We start from the raw sequence: 15,826 nt of genomic DNA, 5'->3' as shown, positions 1-15,826 counted from the left end.
GCTTTTTTATGCCTGGAGATAAAACATGGCAAGCAAAAGCCTCGGCACGCTCACGCTCGATTTGATCGCCAAGATCGGTGGCTTCACAGGCCCGATGGACAAAGCCGCCCGCCAGACAAAGAAGAACACCGACCAGATGGCGAAGGCTGGCAAGGCTGTCGGCATTGCCATTGGCGCGGGCGCCACCGCAGCTGCAGCCGGCATAGTGCTGATGATCCAGCGCGAGCGCGACCTGATCGACGAGCAGGCCAAGGTGGCGCAGAAGCTGGACACCACCTACGAGAGTATGGCGAACCTGCGCCGGGCCGGTGAGCTTGGCGGCGTTGGCTTCAACACCATCGAGACCGCCGGCCGCACGCTGAACGCCAATATCGGCAAGGCGATTCAAGGCGTAACGCTCCAGGCTGAGGCGTTCGAGCGCCTGGGTCTGAGCGCGCAAGAGGTCTATGACGTCCCGCTCGATCAGCGCATTGCAATGATCAATGATGCCCTGAATAAAAACGTCACAGCCTCGGAACGCGCCGCTGTTGCTGGCGATCTGTTCGGCACTCGAAACGCCGCCGCCATTCAGCAGCTTGACCCCGGCACTATCGCAGAGGCCGCCCGACAGGTAGAGATATTCGGGCTCAACCTTTCCGATGTTGATGCCGCCAAGGTTGAAATGGCGAATGACGCCATGAGCACCTTCGGCCTGATCACTGATGGCATTGGCAAGCAACTGACTGTTGAGCTTGCGCCGATCTTGAAGGCTATTGGCGAAGAGTTCCTGAACAGCGCAGAAGAGGCTGGCGGACTCGGCAATCAGGTAGAGAGCGCCGTAGAGAAGGCGGTCAACGCCCTGTCATTCCTGTTTGATGCGGGCGACGGAGTGGGTCGCGTGTTCAGTATCGCAGCTGACACTATCGTCGGAACCTTCGCCACGGGCGAGTACTGGGTAAAGCGGCTATCTGCGTCTGTGCTTGAGGCGCTGGACGCCATCCCTGGTATTGACCTGACTGTCGACGCTGCTGATATGCGGCGATCGGTAGAGCAGGCTCGCATGGTGGCTCAAGAGGCTGCGAAAGAAATATCAAACGCCATTAGTGAACCCTTGGCCGGTGAACGCTTGCGCAACGCTTACGCAGCCGCGCAAGAGGCAGGCGAAGCTGCAGCAGAAGCCACGATCAAATCAAGAGAGCTTGCACACTCCACGGGGGATGCCTATCAAGAGGTTGACGACGCCGCAAAAAAAGCCACGGATGAAATTGCTAAACAGATAAGCGCGCTTGAGAAAGCTGCGAAAGTATGGGGCATGACAGCTGACGAAGTGTCTCTTTATGAGCTTCGCACTTCCGGCGCCACTGAACAGCAACTGAGTTATGCGGCTTCTCTACTAGAAACAGTGTCAGGTTTTGAGGCTGCAAAAGATGCCCAGGATGCATATGCAAAGTTGGTTGAGGACTTGCGCACTGATGAAGAAAAGCTAACTGATCAGTTGTCAGCCCGCCTAGAAGTGATGCAACAAGTCGCCGATCTATCGGACGAAGAGCGGAATAATGCATATTCCCGGATCGCGGCAGATGTCTTTCCAGATATGCCTGAGTTTGAAGGGCTAGATGCAAGCGTGGGTGGTGCTTTTGGCGAGCTGGCGAAGATTGATAAAGCGGAAGAAGCTCTTGAAGAGTGGTATGAAACACAGCTAGATATGCTGGAAAAGTTCCGCGAAGAAAAGTCTGAGCTCAGCCAGCAGTGGGATGAAGAAGAGCTGCAGCTTAAGCAGCAACATGAGGATCAGCTTGCCGAAATAGAACAGGCAAGGCACACAGCTCAGCTAGTTGCTGCCCAAGGCATATTCGGCGACATGGCTGATGCCACAGCGGCTTATGCGGGAGAGCAGTCTGCTGCGTACAAGGCACTCTTCGCCGCTTCAAAGGCTTTCGCTATCGCTGATGGCTTAGTTCAAGTGGCAGACGGGGTAGCCAAAGCCGCAAATAACCCATGGCCTATTAACTTGGCGGCAATGGCGAGCGTTGCCGCCGCCGGCGCAGGGGTTATTGCCAACATCCAGTCTGTCTCGCTATCCGGCATGGCTCACGACGGTATCGATTCAGTACCTAATGACGGCACCTGGTTACTGCAAAAAGGCGAGCGCGTAACAACTGCAGAGACCAGCGCCAAGCTGGATGGCGTGCTTGAGGATATTCGCGGCAGCCGGGCTGGCGGTAATTCGGTAGGGGGTCGCGCATCCGTCGTGCAGCAAACTATTCAGGTCAGCGGCACAGTAGACCGGCGAACTGGCACACAAATCGCGCGCGCCAGTGAGCGCAAGCAGCGGCAGGCACAGGCGAGGCTTGGATAATGTTCAACGAATCAAGACTGCTCGATTGCGTTTCTCATGGAACGCAGTTTGGCATGGAGTTCAACACGCGTGTTACTACCCTGCGTTCAGGGGTAGAGCGCCGCAATGCCGACTGGGATCTACCTCTGGGGCGCTACTCAGTGCTATACCAAAATCTCGCGCCCGAACTGCATCGTCAGGTTCGCCATGCGCACTGGGCATCTAGGGGTCGGTTAATAGGTTTTCGTTTTAAGGATTGGACGGATTTTCAGGCCAGTGATGAACTGATAGGCACAGGAACGGGCGCAGAGCAGACGCTGCAACTCGTCAAGACCTACAGCTTTGGGCCCGCAAGATTTATCAGGTGGGTGCAGAAGCCGGTCAGCGGCACAGTGACAGTCTATGAGGATGGCACGCCTGTCGCTGCTTCGGTCGACCTTGAGTCTGGGATGGTGACTATCACGGCTGCTGCCGGAACAGAGATAACGTGGTCTGGCGAGTTTGATGTACCGGTTCGCTTTGATGATGACCGGTTAGATTCTGACCCAATAGTCAGTCGCGGGGGAGGTCAGTTCATTCTGACGTCTGATGTTGATCTTTCGGAGATACGGCTTTGAGATCCATCCCGCCCTTGCTGCTTGCTCATCTTCAGTCGGGCGTCACCACCACCTGCCGCCTGCTCAAGTTCTCGCTCACTAACGGGCGTCTGGTTGGCCTGACAAATCTGAGCCGCGACGTGACCTACAACGACGGCAGCGGCGAAGTGATCTACCGAGCAATGACCGGCTTTGATCCGTCAATAATCGCGACTGATTCAGGCCTGAGCGTTGATAACGCCGAAGTCAAGGCATTACTGGCGACAGACTTGCCGGGCATTACCTATGAGATGGTCTATGCCGGTGAAATGGATGACGCGCAGTGGCAGATGCTGCTAGTTAACTATGTCGATCTAAGCATGGGGCACATGATCCTTGATGCGGGCGATACGGGCGAAGTGACGGTGCAGGATGACGTTATTTGGATGCCTGAGCTGCTGAGCTATGCGATGCGCCTTCGGCAGTCTATCGGTAGTGTTTATAGCCGGCGGTGCCGTGCGATATTCGGCACCCCGGCCAACTCGCATACCGGGTGCGGCGTTGATGCAGATGCACTGTGGGTGGCCGGCATGGTGACCGGTATTGGCGATGAGCCGCGCCGGGTGTTTGCTGACGCTGTGATAAATCTGCCCACCATACCGCTGCCCGGCAGGCTTCGTTGGCTGACTGGTCGCAATGCTTCGAGCCGCCTCTATCAGATCGAGGCGTTCAGCGCGCAAAGCGGCACCATCGGCCTGCTGGAGCCAACGCCGTTTGATATCGAGGCCGGCGACGAGTTCGAGATACGGCCCGACTGCGATAAATCCCCGGCAAGCTGCACAGCCTACGGCAACTGGCTCAACTACAAAGGCGAGAACCTGATCCCGGTAGGTGATGGCGTTGAATCACTTACGCCGCAATCGCAGGTGCCTGGCGGCTTTGTGGGTAGCGAGGTGATCGAATGACAGAGTTAAAGCAACCAGACCCCGCTTCGGCGGGTTTTTTATTGCCTGCACAAATGCGAGTAGCCGAGGCGCGCAAGTACTTGCGCGTTAAATGGCGCCACCGTGGCCGCAAGCCGTGGGCGCTGGATTGCATCGGCCTTGTGGTATTCGCTGTGCGCGCTGGCGGAATGGAAATGCGGGATCGTGTGAACTACGGACGTGAGCCGTGGAAAGACGGCTTACAGAAAGAGATGCGTGACCACTTTGGCGAGCCGGTGACTGACTGGCAGCCCGGCGACGTTGTGCTGATGCGCTTCGATAACCAGCCGGGGCCGGGGCATGTTGGCCTGCTGGCTGATTACTGTCACGGCGGCCTGTCACTTATCCATAGTTACAGCCTGGAAGAAGTCGCAGAGCACCGGCTTGATGACACATGGCGTGCGCGGATTATTGAGGTTTACCGACCATGAGTTTTAGTGCACAGCTACTTGGTCGCGACAGCGGCGCGTTCAAGATATGGAACGCGCTCAACGGGTTCGGCCCCGGATGGCTGGATAAGCAGTTCAACCCAGAAATGGAACCGCAGATGGCAGACATTGCCATTCAGACCAGCAAAGAGGGCGTGCCTATTCCCATTGTTTGGGGCCGCATGCGGCCGATTGGCGGCAACCTTATTGCCAGAAGCGAAGTGCGCCGGGTTCGCAAAAAGCAGAAATCCGGCAAGGGTGGGAGCGGCGGGTCATCGCAAGAGACCGAAACGCTTTACCGCACCTACGCAATGGGCGTGGCCGAGGGGCCGGGTGTGGAGTTTCGCCGTATCTGGCGCAACTCCAAGCTGGTTTATGACGGTCGCCTTGGTTCTGCATGGGGCGCGGCGAACAACGGCACATTCTTGGCCCGCGCGCGATTCTATTCGGGCTCATGGGGGCAAATGCCCGACCCCTCACTTGAGGCCAAGTTAGGCATAGGCAACGTCTCGGCCCATCGCGGCCTGGCTTACATGGTCATGAGCGATGAGAACGTAACCGACACAGGGGGCGCGGTACCGCAGTGGCAATTTGAAGTGGCGCGGCCAGAGGGTATTTATCTGACGTCTAGGCCGTACCCCTTGGAGGTTATCGAGTCGGGCGCGCACACAGGCGGCGGAATGGATACCCCCCCGAGCGCTTTTTTACGTGATAGCGCAGAGCAAACAGGAGGCGGAATTGCGTCCGGCTCACTGCGCAGCTTGTTGTTGGATTACGAGCATTCCGATAGCGCAGAACAGACAGGCGGCGGTATATCCGCAGGCCAGTTCAGGCGGTTAATCACCGGATATACCGAATGGCCGCCAGAGTCTCTTGAGCACAAAGGCGGCGGGATCGAAAGCGGGTCATTTAGACAATCAATAATCACATACACCGAGTGGCCCATTGAATCACTGGAGCACTCTGGCGGCGGAATAACTGGGGGATCACATGCGGATACATGAAGAGGTTGAAGGCTGGTACAAGATCGAGGCGATCAAGCCGGACGGATCGCGCCGAGTTGTAGCCGACTGGTTCCCTAATCTGATCACGGATGCAGGCTTGGAATACATGGCCGATGCGTCGAATTGGATGCAGTACTGCCAGGTGGGTAGCGGTAGTTCGACGCCAAATGTCCTTGATACGGCGCTGGCCGCTCGGATTGCGTCAAGCAGCTTGTCACAGTCCACATCGAACGGCGCGCAGGCGACGGAGCCATACTACGTATGGCGTCGGCGAACTGTTCGGTTCGCTGAAGGGGTCGCGACTGGAAATCTCAGCGAAGTGGGTATGGGGTGGGCGTCTGCGGGGAGCCTATTTAGCAGAGCGTTAATCTTAGACAGCGAAGGCGACCCGACAACCATCACCGTTGCTGCTGACGAGATTCTTGATGTCACTTACGAATTCAGATTCTATCCGCGCCTTACCGACGTAACCGGATCAGTCGTCTTGGGAGGGAATATCGGTGGAACATATGACTACACTATGCGATCCGCAAACGTCACCAGTGCAAGCGCGCTTTTGGGTTGGGATATCGGTGCAACCGGAACGTCAATGGGATCTTCTTCGGCGGCCAACTACACCCGCGCATTCGGCGGAGACATAGAGGCAATCACGAGCGCCCCAAGCGGGGTGCAATTTAACAGCACATCGATAACCGTGCAGCCCTATGCAGGAGGCAGTTTGGAGCGGAAATTCACGGTGGTGTGGGGGCCGAACGCCGGCAATGTGCCCGGAGGCATAAGAAGTTTTCAAGCTAGGCTCGGTATCGGGTCCTTCCAATTCAGGATGGGCTTACAGGGGACTGATGCCGCTATACCCAAGACAACCAACGACGAGTTATCCCTAACCTTCATGCATTCTTGGGGCCGCCGCGCATGATGCCGGATAACAGGCTGTCCACGGTAGCCTATCCTGCCTTGTTTGCCGGTGCGCGCGGTCTGGCCGTTACCGCCACAGTTGATTACGAAGACGGCGGTATTGCCATTCAAGACCCGTCGCAAGGCCTGCTTGTGCAGCGCTGGCGGGCGCGCCTGATCAACAATGAGGTGATTGTGGATGCTGATTCTGTTGAGCCGTTTGTGTTGTATGCGGCTCCCGGCATCACCGAAATAAGCCTGACGTTTGATCAAAACATGAACCCTTGCTTAGCGTTTGTGCAAGACGGGCGCGCAAAGTTGCGTTGGTTTGACTCGACCGTGCCGGGTGTTGTTATCACTGATTTGGCCGTTGATGCCATTACGCCGCGTGTTGCGCTGGACGATAAGCGCGCAACACAGACCAGCAACAGCGATATTATTCTGGCCTATGTACGCGTCGGTGCCCTGTATTACCGGCAGCAGCGTGAGCGGTTCCAGACTGAGCGGTTGTTGGATACTGGCCCGCATCGAGGACTGATCAAGATCGGCCTCACGAAGAATTTACGCCTGCAATTCATGATGAGGCCTGAGCGATGAGCTACTGGACGCGACCGGGTGTTGGTTCGACCCAAAGCCTGGACTCGTGGGCGCTGGGTAGTATCGTCGCCGAAATCGCAGAGCGAGCGGGCGTGCCAGAGGATCGTATTGACCTAGATACGCTGGAAGGCGCAGTGGGCGGCACGTTCCTCGATAACTCCAATCCTGCATATTCGGCCATCGACGCACTGAGCCGTATCTTCATGTTCGACCCCGCCAACTATGACGGCAAGCTGAACTTTGTTATGCGCGGCGGTGACGTGATTGCCGATATCGTCACTAACGATCTTGTGGATGACGGCAAGGACGTTGAGTCAACAACGCGGCGCGACAGTATCAGCGTGCCCCGCGTGATGCACCTTGAGTACTTCGATCTTGATGGCGGGCTGGACCCGGACAAGCAAACGTCTGATCGGTCCCTAGATGCCCGCAGCTCGTCAGAGATTAAAACCACCACGGCTGTTTTGATGAATGCCGACGACGCACAGCGCTCTATCATCATCACGCACAAGGTCAGCATCGAAGAACAGCAAGGCGACTATGAGTTCAGCCTGCCGGATAACTGGCTATGGCTGACGGTTGGCGACTGCATCCGCTTAAACGGCAAGCGTCTGCGCATTGATGAGTGCGAACTTGACGAGGGGGTGCAGAATTACAAGGCCATCTTTGACCGGGCCAGCGCCTACACGTCGCAGATAAATGGCGTGCCTGCCGGTGTGCCTGCTGTGCCGCCAACGCTCGTGGTGGGCGATACCATAATGCATTTCATCGACTCGCACATTCTGCGTGATGCTGACGACCGTCTCGGGTATTACGTGGCAATCAGCGGAGCCTCTGAGGCATGGAGCGGGGCAACCGTTGAGCTATCGACCGATGGCGGCGCGACCTACCTTGAAAGCTTTGATGGGTCTGCTGAGTCCGTAATGGGCGAGCTGCTGACCGATTTGCCTGCGCACTCTCCTTATTATCCAGACGACATCAATACGTTTCAGGTATCCCTGCTGCGAGACGATATGGAGCTTGAAGCCACCGATCTTGCCGGCATGCAGAACCGCCTGAACCTGGCCATAGTCGGGAATGAGTTCATCAACTTCGGCGATGTTGACGACCCGGAACAGGGAGTGTGGGAGCTGGGGAATCTTCTGCGCGGGCGAAAAGGGTCAGCTGTGGCATCCCATACGGCAGGAACACGGTTCGTATTGCTAGACCGCCTGCCGCTCTACTTCATCGACGCCGAGCTATTCAACCTCAACCGCGAACTGACGTTTCGGGCCACCACCTTTGGTGCCACGAACAGCACGACCCAAGCCGTCACATTCACCGGGCAAAGCCAAGAAGAACGCGAGCCAGCCTACCTGCAAGCTGTGCGTGATGGCGGGAATATCAGCATCAGCTGGCAGGGAGTAGGCCGCATCGGCGGCGGCGTCAACGTCGCAATGGGCGCGTACTTCACCGGCTACCGCGTCACAGTCAACGGCGTATCTCAGGATACAGAAAGCACCCAAATCACAGTCGCAGATCCAGGCGGCAGCGTAACCATTCAGGCGCAGCAGCTAAATCAACTAACCGGCGCAGGCCCAGCAGCGGAGATTACCGTGTGAACACAATCAATAACGATATCCCCTATGTACCAGAAAACACGATAGACCCGGCAGCAGGGCTGAATCTTTCACTAAAGACAGTTGACGCCTTGTTGCAGTCCGCCGTGCTTGGGTTTGAAGATAGCCCGCCAGTATCACCGGCAGAGGGCGACCGTCATATTGTAGGATCCGGCGCCGGAGTTTGGGCAGGCAAAGACGACCTGATCGCGCAGTACCTCGATGGGGCATGGTCATTCTACGCCGCCCGCTACGTCGTCAACCTTGGCGATGGCTTGCTATATTTCCGAGCGGCTAGCGGTTGGGCGGCTGTGGATACCGGCGGCACTAGCTTTGCCGATATCACCGGAAGCACTGACGACAACGCGGCGCTTGCGGCTGCGCTCGACGGCAAAGAGGACGCGGTGCAGGATAATTTGTCTGCATCAGTGCCGCCGACAGTCGATAACGACGAAACCGAGGGTTACGCGCCCCGTAGTCGCTGGTTCGATATCGTGGCCGGGGAGTCCTACCTGTGCCTGAGCGCTGATGACGGCGCTGCTGTATGGGTCCAGACATCGCTCACGCTGGACGAGCTGGGCTCTGCCGCCCTTGCAGACGTGGGCCCTGCGCCATCTGAGCTGCCAACGAATGCGAATGTAGACGATAAGCTCGGCCTCAAGGCCGACAAGACGGATGCCCGGCTCACTGACGCCCGCGAATGGACCGCGACCGAAGTATCCCAACTGGAAGCCGAAACAGGCGAGGCAACTACAGCGCGCAAGTGGACTTCGCTGCGGGTAAGGCAGGCGATACTTGGGTGGTGGAATAGCATCGCGTCAGCATGGGGCAGGGGGCTTGTCGCCAGCGCGGATGCTGATGCTGGGCGGACTGCGCTGGGGCTGGGTACGTTTGCGACGGCTAACTACTCATCGGCGCCATTCCCTAACTACCTGCCCGACATAGGTCGCTTTGCCGGGATTATCAACCCGCGTGCGCTGCTTGTCAGTACTTATGAGACGCCACCATTCTTCACAGGCTATAACGGAAGCGCTCTAGCCTCCGCAGGTAAGTTTATTCACAACAATACAACTAATGGAGGTACGGCGGGCGAGCTAACAGAACCTGTAAGTTCTCTTATGACTAAGCTTGGACGGGTAGGGGCATTTGCTCGGTACGGGGTGGAATTTTTCGTATCTAGAATAACTATGCCAGCTACCCCCTCTGGGGCCGCTAATACCGGCGCAGACGGCATCCCTAGATACTTAGCCACCATTAATAACACGATGGCTATATTTGGGTCGGACACGACATGTACGGCTGTCTTCTATGCGAGGATCGCGGCCGGCTCTGCACATATAGCATCGGCCTATTTTTTAGATGGGGCGCTTATTGCCAGTGGAACACCGTTACCAGCCGGATGGCATCACATCAGGGTAGTGATTAAGAGCCCTATCGGCTACGACAACACATTCCCCCGTCTCTATGCCGGGGCCAGCGCTCAAATTGAGATCGCCTTAGCTGGATTATTTACGGGGGCCACCGATACCGGTCTACATACAGCGCCGTTACCAGGGTTTAATGGGGTGAACGCATGAGGATATTACGAGACGGGCAGCTCTTTTCGCAAGGTACGTCACTCCAAGATATCGCTGATGTGGCAGCAGAAGATGTTTCACGCTACAGCTTTCATCCGGACGATATTGCGGCGCAACAACGCAGTGAGTTCAAGGATTCACGCGCGGCACTCGTCGCTGCTATTACTGTAACAACAGCCGCAGGCAATACCTTCGACGGCGACGAGCAGTCACAGGAACGAATGGCCCGCAGCATCACTGCGCTGGATGAGGGTGAAACAGTTCTGTGGGTGTTACACGACAACAGCGTGACCGATGCAAGCCGCGACGAGCTGCGCGAAGCGCTGCGTTTGGCCGGAAGCGCGCAAGCAGCGCTATGGGTTCAAGGGTAGGGATACCGGTACTGCAAACATAACCAGCGCAATGCTTGTAATGTCAGTTTGAAAAATAATCCACAATGGGTGCTGCATAGCCCCGAGCATTTTGCTTTTAGTCTATGATCAAACCTCAAATCAATAAAATTGGGTCAGATCATGTCAAAAACTACTGATATACAGGTGCGCTGTCTAAATTGCAGGAAGTGGTTTCAGTCCGGAATTTGGATGAGTGACAGGAGTACTTTCTCGAGCGCCACACTCTTTGGAAACAAGCAGCAATGCCCTCACTGCAAGGAAATGACCGGCTGTAACAAAGAAAACTTCAAAGCTCATTTCGAAGATGGCGGCTTTATGGGTGAAGAAACAATCTAAACGAATACTTTTTCAACAAACCGCCCATGAGGCGGTTTTTTATTGCCTGGAGTTTATATGCCCCTTGAAGAAGTAAGGCGCGGCCCTATAGCGGCTGCGCTCTCGCTGCTGCCTGATCGCATGACGTCGCCGGAAGCTGAGGTGATGATGCTGGCTATCGGATTGCAAGAAAGCCGATTTGCGCACCGGCACCAGATCGGCGGGCCAGCGCATGGACATTATCAATTTGAACTCGGCGGCGGCGTTCGTGGCGTGCTGACTCATTCGTCCAGCCGAGATTATGCACGGGGCCTGTGTGCTGCTCGCGGTGTTGCCCCCAGTGCTTCGGCTGCTTTCGCTGCGCTCGAGCATGACGACATTCTTGCCGCTGGCTTTGCACGGCTGCTGCTGTGGACAGATTCACGGCCGCTGCCGGCCATCGGTGAGGTGCAGGCCGCTTGGCAGTACTACCTGCGCAACTGGCGACCCGGAAAACCGCATGCAAAAACATGGGCACCGCTGTATGCCGCAGCCATGGAAGAGGTGACGCATGCTGACTAAGTACAAGCTGCTGTTCCAGATCGGCGGGGCTCTGGCTCTGGTTGCCGCCCTGATTGGCCTTGGTTATTGGGTCGGCTCCAGCTGGACCGGTGCGGAGTGGGAAGCTAAGTACGAGAAAAGGGAAGGGCAGTACAAAGAGGCGGGCAGGCTTGCCGAACAGCAGGCCCGATCAGAAGAGACGCGGCGTGCTGCCGCTGTAGAGGGGATACGACGTGATGCAAGAGAAAGGATTGCTGCAGCTGAGTCTGATGCTGCTGATGAGCGTGCTGATGCTGACGGGATGCGCGGAGAACTTACCGCACGTACCAGTCGAGCCACCCAGGGTGCCGGAGCTTGCCCCGGAGGCTCGGCAACCACTACCACCCTCATTCTGTATTCCGAGCTGCTCGACAGGGCTGATGCAAGAGCGAGCGAGTTGGCGCAAGAGGCTGACCGAAGACGAATAGCAGGGATGGCTTGTGAAGAGCAGTATGATTCTCTTCAACCGAACGGGCATCAAATCGCAGGCAACAAAAAAGGTTGCTGAAAAGTAGCTGAAACCCACATTAACGAGCAGTGGTTTTCAGCAACATTCAACAACCTTTTCCGCTAAATGCCCCGTATTCTGGGGCTTGTTTGGTGGAGCCGGGGGGATTTGAACCCCCGTCCGCCAGTCCGCCGCTATCGGTTCTACATGCTTAGCCATCTCTACTGAGTTAACTCCTCACCGCCCGAGTGGCAGGGTGCTTGGAGCGAGTTGTGTAATGTTTAGCCACGTCGTCCACAACGTACTAGGCGGCGATCCTGTTCTATCTGACAATCACTTCGAGTTTACAGGCATCCTCTAATGATCGCTGGAGCCGAAGCTACCAGAAGTGCTATCTAGGCTGCTTACGCAGCTAGTTGAGCACCATAATTGTCGTCATTGGCAATTATATAGTTTTGCAACAGTGGATTTACGAGTTCTGTTACCAACTCGGCATGCCCCTCCAGTTTTGTAACCGTCGTCGAATCCAAATCGGCCCCAAATCTTTCAGGTGTAGTACTCAGACGCGATTGTACGCTAAAGGTTCCGGGTGTCATAGGGCGTAAAGCGGGCTTGGAGTATGGGGCAGGTAATTGCGGGCAAAAAAATACCCTGACGAGCAGGGTATAGGATGTTGCTTGCTTTAAACCATAAACCGGACTGGTGGAGCGGACCAGCCCTGTTACTTAATAGGACGGGGCGTTTACCGATTGGTTCAAAAAGTTTTAAAAATAATTTAACGCTGGTTATCACGTACCACGCGCTGCTTTTCGCGGTCCCAGTCACGCTCTTTTAAGGTCTGGCGTTTATCGAAGTCTTTTTTGCCGCGCACCAATGCGATCTCGCATTTGACTAGGTGGCCTTTCCAGTAAAGCGCGAGCGGGACGCAGGCAAAACCCTTCTGCTGGACGCCGGTTACCAGCTTGTCCAGCTCCCGGGAATGCAGCAACAGCTTGCGCGTGCGTGTTGGATCGGCGACCACGTGGGTGCTGGCGGTTTTCAGTGGGCTGACGTGTATACCCAGCAGGAAGGCTTCGTCGTTTTTCAGTAGTACATAACTGTCGACCAGCTGCACATTGCCTTCGCGCAGGCTTTTGACTTCCCAACCGGTCAGCACGACGCCGGCCTCGAAGCGATCTTCAACGAAGTAGTCGTGTTTGGCCTTTTTGTTCAGCGCGATGGTGCCGCTGTTGGCCTTGGCGTTTTTTTGCTTGCTCATAGGCGGGGCATTATACCTGTATTTGCGGGTAAAACATGTGTCGTTTGCTGTTTCAGTGACCATCCAGGCTACACAAAGTGCCCATCGGCTAATCGTGGTGCGGCGTAGTGAATTAGACTCACTTGTGGCGGCTGGTCAAAATCTGGACAATGCCGTTCTTTTTTTCAGGGTGAACCGGGAACGGATATGACCGACGAGAAAGTATCGATTCACGGGATCTGGGCGAGTCGCTGGGTGTTCATTTTGGCTGCGACCGGTTCGGCTGTGGGCCTGGGTAATATCTGGAAGTTTCCTTATATGGCCGGGGCCTATGGCGGTGGCGCTTTTGTGCTGGTTTACCTGGTTTGTATTGCGCTGATCGGGCTGCCTGTGATGTTAGCGGAAACCCTGCTCGGGCGCCGTGGCCGGCAAAGCCCAGTGAATACTTTGCGCAGCCTGGCACGTCAGTCTGGTGCGTCGGAGCGATGGTCCTGGGCTGCGATGATGGGCATGCTTGCCGCGCTGTTGATCCTTTCGTTTTATAGCGTGGTGGCCGGCTGGGCACTGGATTACATTTTGGCTATGGGGCGTGGGGATTTCAATGGCATTGATGGTGCTGGCGCCGCTGCACGCTTCGACGCATTGACCGGAGATCCGCTGCGCCTAACCCTTTGGCACACGCTCTTTATGCTGTTAACTGCTTTTATTATCGGCCGCGGCGTGGTCGCAGGGCTGGAGCGCAGCTTGCGCATTCTTATGCCGCTGCTCTTCGTATTGTTGTTAGTGCTACTGGGTTACAGCTTGACCACTGGCCACTTCATGCAAGGCGTGCGTTTTCTCTTCCATTTCGACTTGGCCAAAGTGCCAGAAGGTATTCTGGCGGCAATGGGGCACGCTTTTTTTACCTTGAGTGTTGGGGTGGGTTCAATAATGGTATTTGGCGCTTACATGCCGCGAAAGGCGTCTTTGGGCTCAACTATTCTCACCGTTGGCTTGCTGGATACTGTGGTGGCGTTAACAGCAGGCATGGCGCTGTTTCCGGTGGTGTTCGCCGCCGGATTGGAGCCAAGTGCGGGCCCGGGCCTAATGTTTGTTACGCTGCCTATCGCCTTCGGTAACGTGGGTATGGGTGCGGTGTTTGGCGTGGTTTTCTTTGTTTTGGTAGCTGTGGCTGCCTGGAGTTCTGCCATTTCCATGTTGGAACCTGCGGTTGCCTATTGGGTGGAGCGAAGTGGCAAAAGTCGCCCGGTTATCACCGCGTTTATGGCGCTGTTTTGCTGGGTTGTGGGGCTAGGTACGGTGTTTTCATTCAACCTGCTCGCGGACGCCCGTTTCTTCGTCAACAATGCCGATGGTTGGCATTTCTTCCTCTGGACAGAGGAGGGCGGCAAGACGTTCTTTGAGAGCATTGATTATCTGACTAGCCGAATATTCTTGCCGCTCGGTGGCATGTTCTTTGTGCTGTTTGCCGGTTGGGTGTTGGACCGAGAGGTGTTTCGGGGTGAGTTGGCGCTGAAGCATCCTCGCCTGTTCCCGATGGTATATTGGCTGTTACGCTATCTTGCTCCTGCAGGTATTCTGATTATCTTCGTTACGGAACTGATTAAGTGATAACCGCATGACGCATATCCAACGTTCGGCCTTGCTGCCCTATCCGGCAAGTCAGCTATATGATTTGGTTAACCGGGTGGAGCGCTATCCCGAATTTTTGCCTTGGTGCTCCAAGGCTGAAGTTATCAGTGAAAGCGATATTGAGATGTGTGCTGAGCTCACGGTCTCCAAAGCAGGGTTTTCACAGGCGTTCACTACGCGTAATACGCTGATCCTTAATGAGCGGATTTGTCTGCATCTAGTAGATGGACCGTTTAGTAATCTGGAAGGTGTATGGGAGTTTAAGGCGCTGGGCGAATCGGCCTGCAAGATCACGCTGGATCTGAAATTTGACTATGCGGGGCCGCTGGTGAAAGCCACTTTGGGGCCGTTATTTAATCAAGCAGCCAACACCTTGGTTGATGCCTTCTGTAAGCGCGCCAAGGAGCTGCATGGTGGTTGATAAGATCATGGTGGTGGAAGTTGCCTATGCGTTGCCGCATAAGCAGAAAATCATCAGCTTGAGTGTGCCTGAGGGTACCAGCGTAAGCGAGGCGGTCACGCTGTCGCGTATGGAAGATCAGTTTCCTGAACTGGAGGTTTCCAGCTGCGCTATGGGGATTTTTGGCAAGTCAGTACCCAAGCCGGCTGAGCGCATATTGCAGGCGGGTGAGCGGGTGGAAATATACCGTCCGTTGATTGCCGACCCTAAGGAGGTGCGTAAGCAGCGCGCCGCTAAGGCCAAGGCCGCCAAGGAAGAGGGCGCGTAGCAGGGAGCGGGCAGCTTGAAGGGCGCCGATTGGCGCCCTGAATGAAGCTTCGTTACTCGCCAGTGCCCAGCGGTGCGCCGAGATCAACCGGGTAGCTTTCAGTATCGCTGTTTTGTTCGCCACTCATGATTTCGTCATCGGTGCTCGTGCCCGGCACAAAGTCACCCGATAGGCCAACCAGCTTATTATCTTCAAAGTTCAGACTGATGCGTTCTTGTTCACGATCGCTGCGGCCTGATTTCATGCTGTATAGATAATCCCAGCGATCAGGGTGGAACGTGTCCTGCAGCAAAGGCGTACCCATGATGAAGCGTACTTGGCGCTGAGTCATGCCTGGACGCAACTGGTCTACCATGTCTTGTGTTACGACATTTCCCTGCTGAACGTCGATTTTATATACCCCGGGGATAAAACCGCATCCGCTGAGGGTGATAGAAGCAGTGCATAGCAGCAGGAGAAGTATTTGATTAATTCTTTTTGGCGTCACGTGGTAACATCCACTATCTATAGATGGCTAAATGG

General features: G+C 55.8%; 16 protein-coding genes, 1 other RNA gene and 1 pseudogene. 15 read left to right on the top strand and 3 right to left on the bottom strand.

The features are described from left to right. Positions 1–25: 25 nt before the first annotated feature. The 12 genes from AC1XYH_RS13960 (at position 26) to AC1XYH_RS13905 (ending at position 11,767) form a co-directional block, all read left to right on the top strand. Positions 26–2,338, top strand: a complete 2,313-nt coding sequence (locus tag AC1XYH_RS13960; RefSeq protein WP_483323769.1) for a hypothetical protein — start codon at positions 26–28, stop codon at positions 2,336–2,338. Continuing rightward, positions 2,338–2,934, top strand: a complete 597-nt coding sequence (locus AC1XYH_RS13955) for a DUF2460 domain-containing protein (protein ID WP_483323768.1) — start codon at positions 2,338–2,340, stop codon at positions 2,932–2,934. Before AC1XYH_RS13960 ends, AC1XYH_RS13955 begins: the two co-directional genes overlap by 1 nt. Then, a complete protein-coding gene (locus AC1XYH_RS13950; protein WP_483323767.1) occupies positions 2,931–3,857 on the top strand; it encodes a DUF2163 domain-containing protein in 927 nt (308 codons plus the stop codon). The genes AC1XYH_RS13955 and AC1XYH_RS13950 overlap by 4 nt, the downstream gene beginning before the upstream one ends. Beyond that, on the top strand, positions 3,854–4,306 hold the full coding sequence (locus tag AC1XYH_RS13945) for an NlpC/P60 family protein (RefSeq protein WP_483323766.1): 453 nt from the start codon (positions 3,854–3,856) through the stop codon (positions 4,304–4,306). The genes AC1XYH_RS13950 and AC1XYH_RS13945 overlap by 4 nt, the downstream gene beginning before the upstream one ends. Continuing rightward, positions 4,303–5,307: a hypothetical protein gene (locus tag AC1XYH_RS13940; protein WP_483323765.1), complete on the top strand. Its 1,005-nt coding sequence runs from the start codon at positions 4,303–4,305 to the stop codon at positions 5,305–5,307. The genes AC1XYH_RS13945 and AC1XYH_RS13940 overlap by 4 nt, the downstream gene beginning before the upstream one ends. Then, complete coding sequence (locus AC1XYH_RS13935) at positions 5,294–6,223, top strand: hypothetical protein (RefSeq protein ID WP_483323764.1); 930 nt, start codon at positions 5,294–5,296, stop codon at positions 6,221–6,223. Before AC1XYH_RS13940 ends, AC1XYH_RS13935 begins: the two co-directional genes overlap by 14 nt. Beyond that, a complete protein-coding gene (locus AC1XYH_RS13930) occupies positions 6,220–6,798 on the top strand; it encodes a hypothetical protein (RefSeq protein WP_483323763.1) in 579 nt (192 codons plus the stop codon). The genes AC1XYH_RS13935 and AC1XYH_RS13930 overlap by 4 nt, the downstream gene beginning before the upstream one ends. Beyond that, positions 6,795–8,399, top strand: coding sequence for a phage tail protein (locus AC1XYH_RS13925; RefSeq protein ID WP_483323762.1), 1,605 nt, complete (start codon positions 6,795–6,797; stop codon positions 8,397–8,399). The genes AC1XYH_RS13930 and AC1XYH_RS13925 overlap by 4 nt, the downstream gene beginning before the upstream one ends. After that, a complete protein-coding gene (locus tag AC1XYH_RS13920; protein WP_483323761.1) occupies positions 8,396–9,973 on the top strand; it encodes a DUF2793 domain-containing protein in 1,578 nt (525 codons plus the stop codon). Before AC1XYH_RS13925 ends, AC1XYH_RS13920 begins: the two co-directional genes overlap by 4 nt. Next, on the top strand, positions 9,970–10,344 hold the full coding sequence (locus AC1XYH_RS13915; RefSeq protein ID WP_483323760.1) for a hypothetical protein: 375 nt from the start codon (positions 9,970–9,972) through the stop codon (positions 10,342–10,344). Before AC1XYH_RS13920 ends, AC1XYH_RS13915 begins: the two co-directional genes overlap by 4 nt. 414 nt (positions 10,345–10,758) lie before the next feature. Continuing rightward, entirely contained in the window at positions 10,759–11,241 is a 483-nt protein-coding gene (locus AC1XYH_RS13910; protein WP_483323759.1) for a hypothetical protein, read from the top strand. After that, the gene (locus tag AC1XYH_RS13905; protein ID WP_483323758.1) at positions 11,231–11,767 is read left to right on the top strand and encodes a DUF2514 family protein; all 537 of its coding nucleotides are present in this window, start codon (positions 11,231–11,233) and stop codon (positions 11,765–11,767) included. Before AC1XYH_RS13910 ends, AC1XYH_RS13905 begins: the two co-directional genes overlap by 11 nt. Before the next feature lie 90 nt (positions 11,768–11,857). Here AC1XYH_RS13905 and ssrA read toward each other — a convergent pair. Together ssrA and smpB are read right to left on the bottom strand one after the other, a co-directional pair. Continuing rightward, positions 11,858–12,246, bottom strand: a transfer-messenger RNA (tmRNA) gene (gene ssrA, locus AC1XYH_RS13900). Between the two features lie 236 nt (positions 12,247–12,482). Beyond that, positions 12,483–12,965: an SsrA-binding protein SmpB gene (smpB, locus tag AC1XYH_RS13895; RefSeq protein WP_483323757.1), complete on the bottom strand. Its 483-nt coding sequence runs from the start codon at positions 12,963–12,965 to the stop codon at positions 12,483–12,485. Between the two features lie 186 nt (positions 12,966–13,151). Here smpB and AC1XYH_RS13890 point away from each other — a divergent pair, with 186 nt between their 5' ends. From AC1XYH_RS13890 to AC1XYH_RS13880, 3 genes are read left to right on the top strand one after another with little or no spacing between them, the layout of a single operon-like run. Further along, on the top strand, positions 13,152–14,555 hold the full coding sequence (locus AC1XYH_RS13890; RefSeq protein ID WP_483323756.1) for a sodium-dependent transporter: 1,404 nt from the start codon (positions 13,152–13,154) through the stop codon (positions 14,553–14,555). A 7-nt stretch (positions 14,556–14,562) separates the two neighbouring features. Further along, positions 14,563–14,997 carry a type II toxin-antitoxin system RatA family toxin gene (locus AC1XYH_RS13885; protein WP_483323755.1) on the top strand — a complete coding sequence of 145 codons (435 nt, stop codon included), beginning with the start codon at positions 14,563–14,565 and terminating at the stop codon, positions 14,995–14,997. Continuing rightward, a complete protein-coding gene (locus tag AC1XYH_RS13880) occupies positions 14,987–15,304 on the top strand; it encodes an RnfH family protein (RefSeq protein ID WP_483323754.1) in 318 nt (105 codons plus the stop codon). The genes AC1XYH_RS13885 and AC1XYH_RS13880 overlap by 11 nt, the downstream gene beginning before the upstream one ends. A gap of 88 nt (positions 15,305–15,392) precedes the next feature. On the opposite strand, the pseudogene AC1XYH_RS13875 reads toward AC1XYH_RS13880, so the two are convergent. Further along, positions 15,393–15,776: pseudogene (locus AC1XYH_RS13875) on the bottom strand (outer membrane protein assembly factor BamE); the annotation flags it as partial. Positions 15,777–15,826: the final 50 nt, after the last annotated feature.

Source organism: Pseudomonas sp. GW-45 (assembly GCF_056896675.1).
The sequence above is the reverse complement of the archived record's forward strand: the minus strand, read 5'-3'. Positions and strand labels throughout refer to the sequence as shown.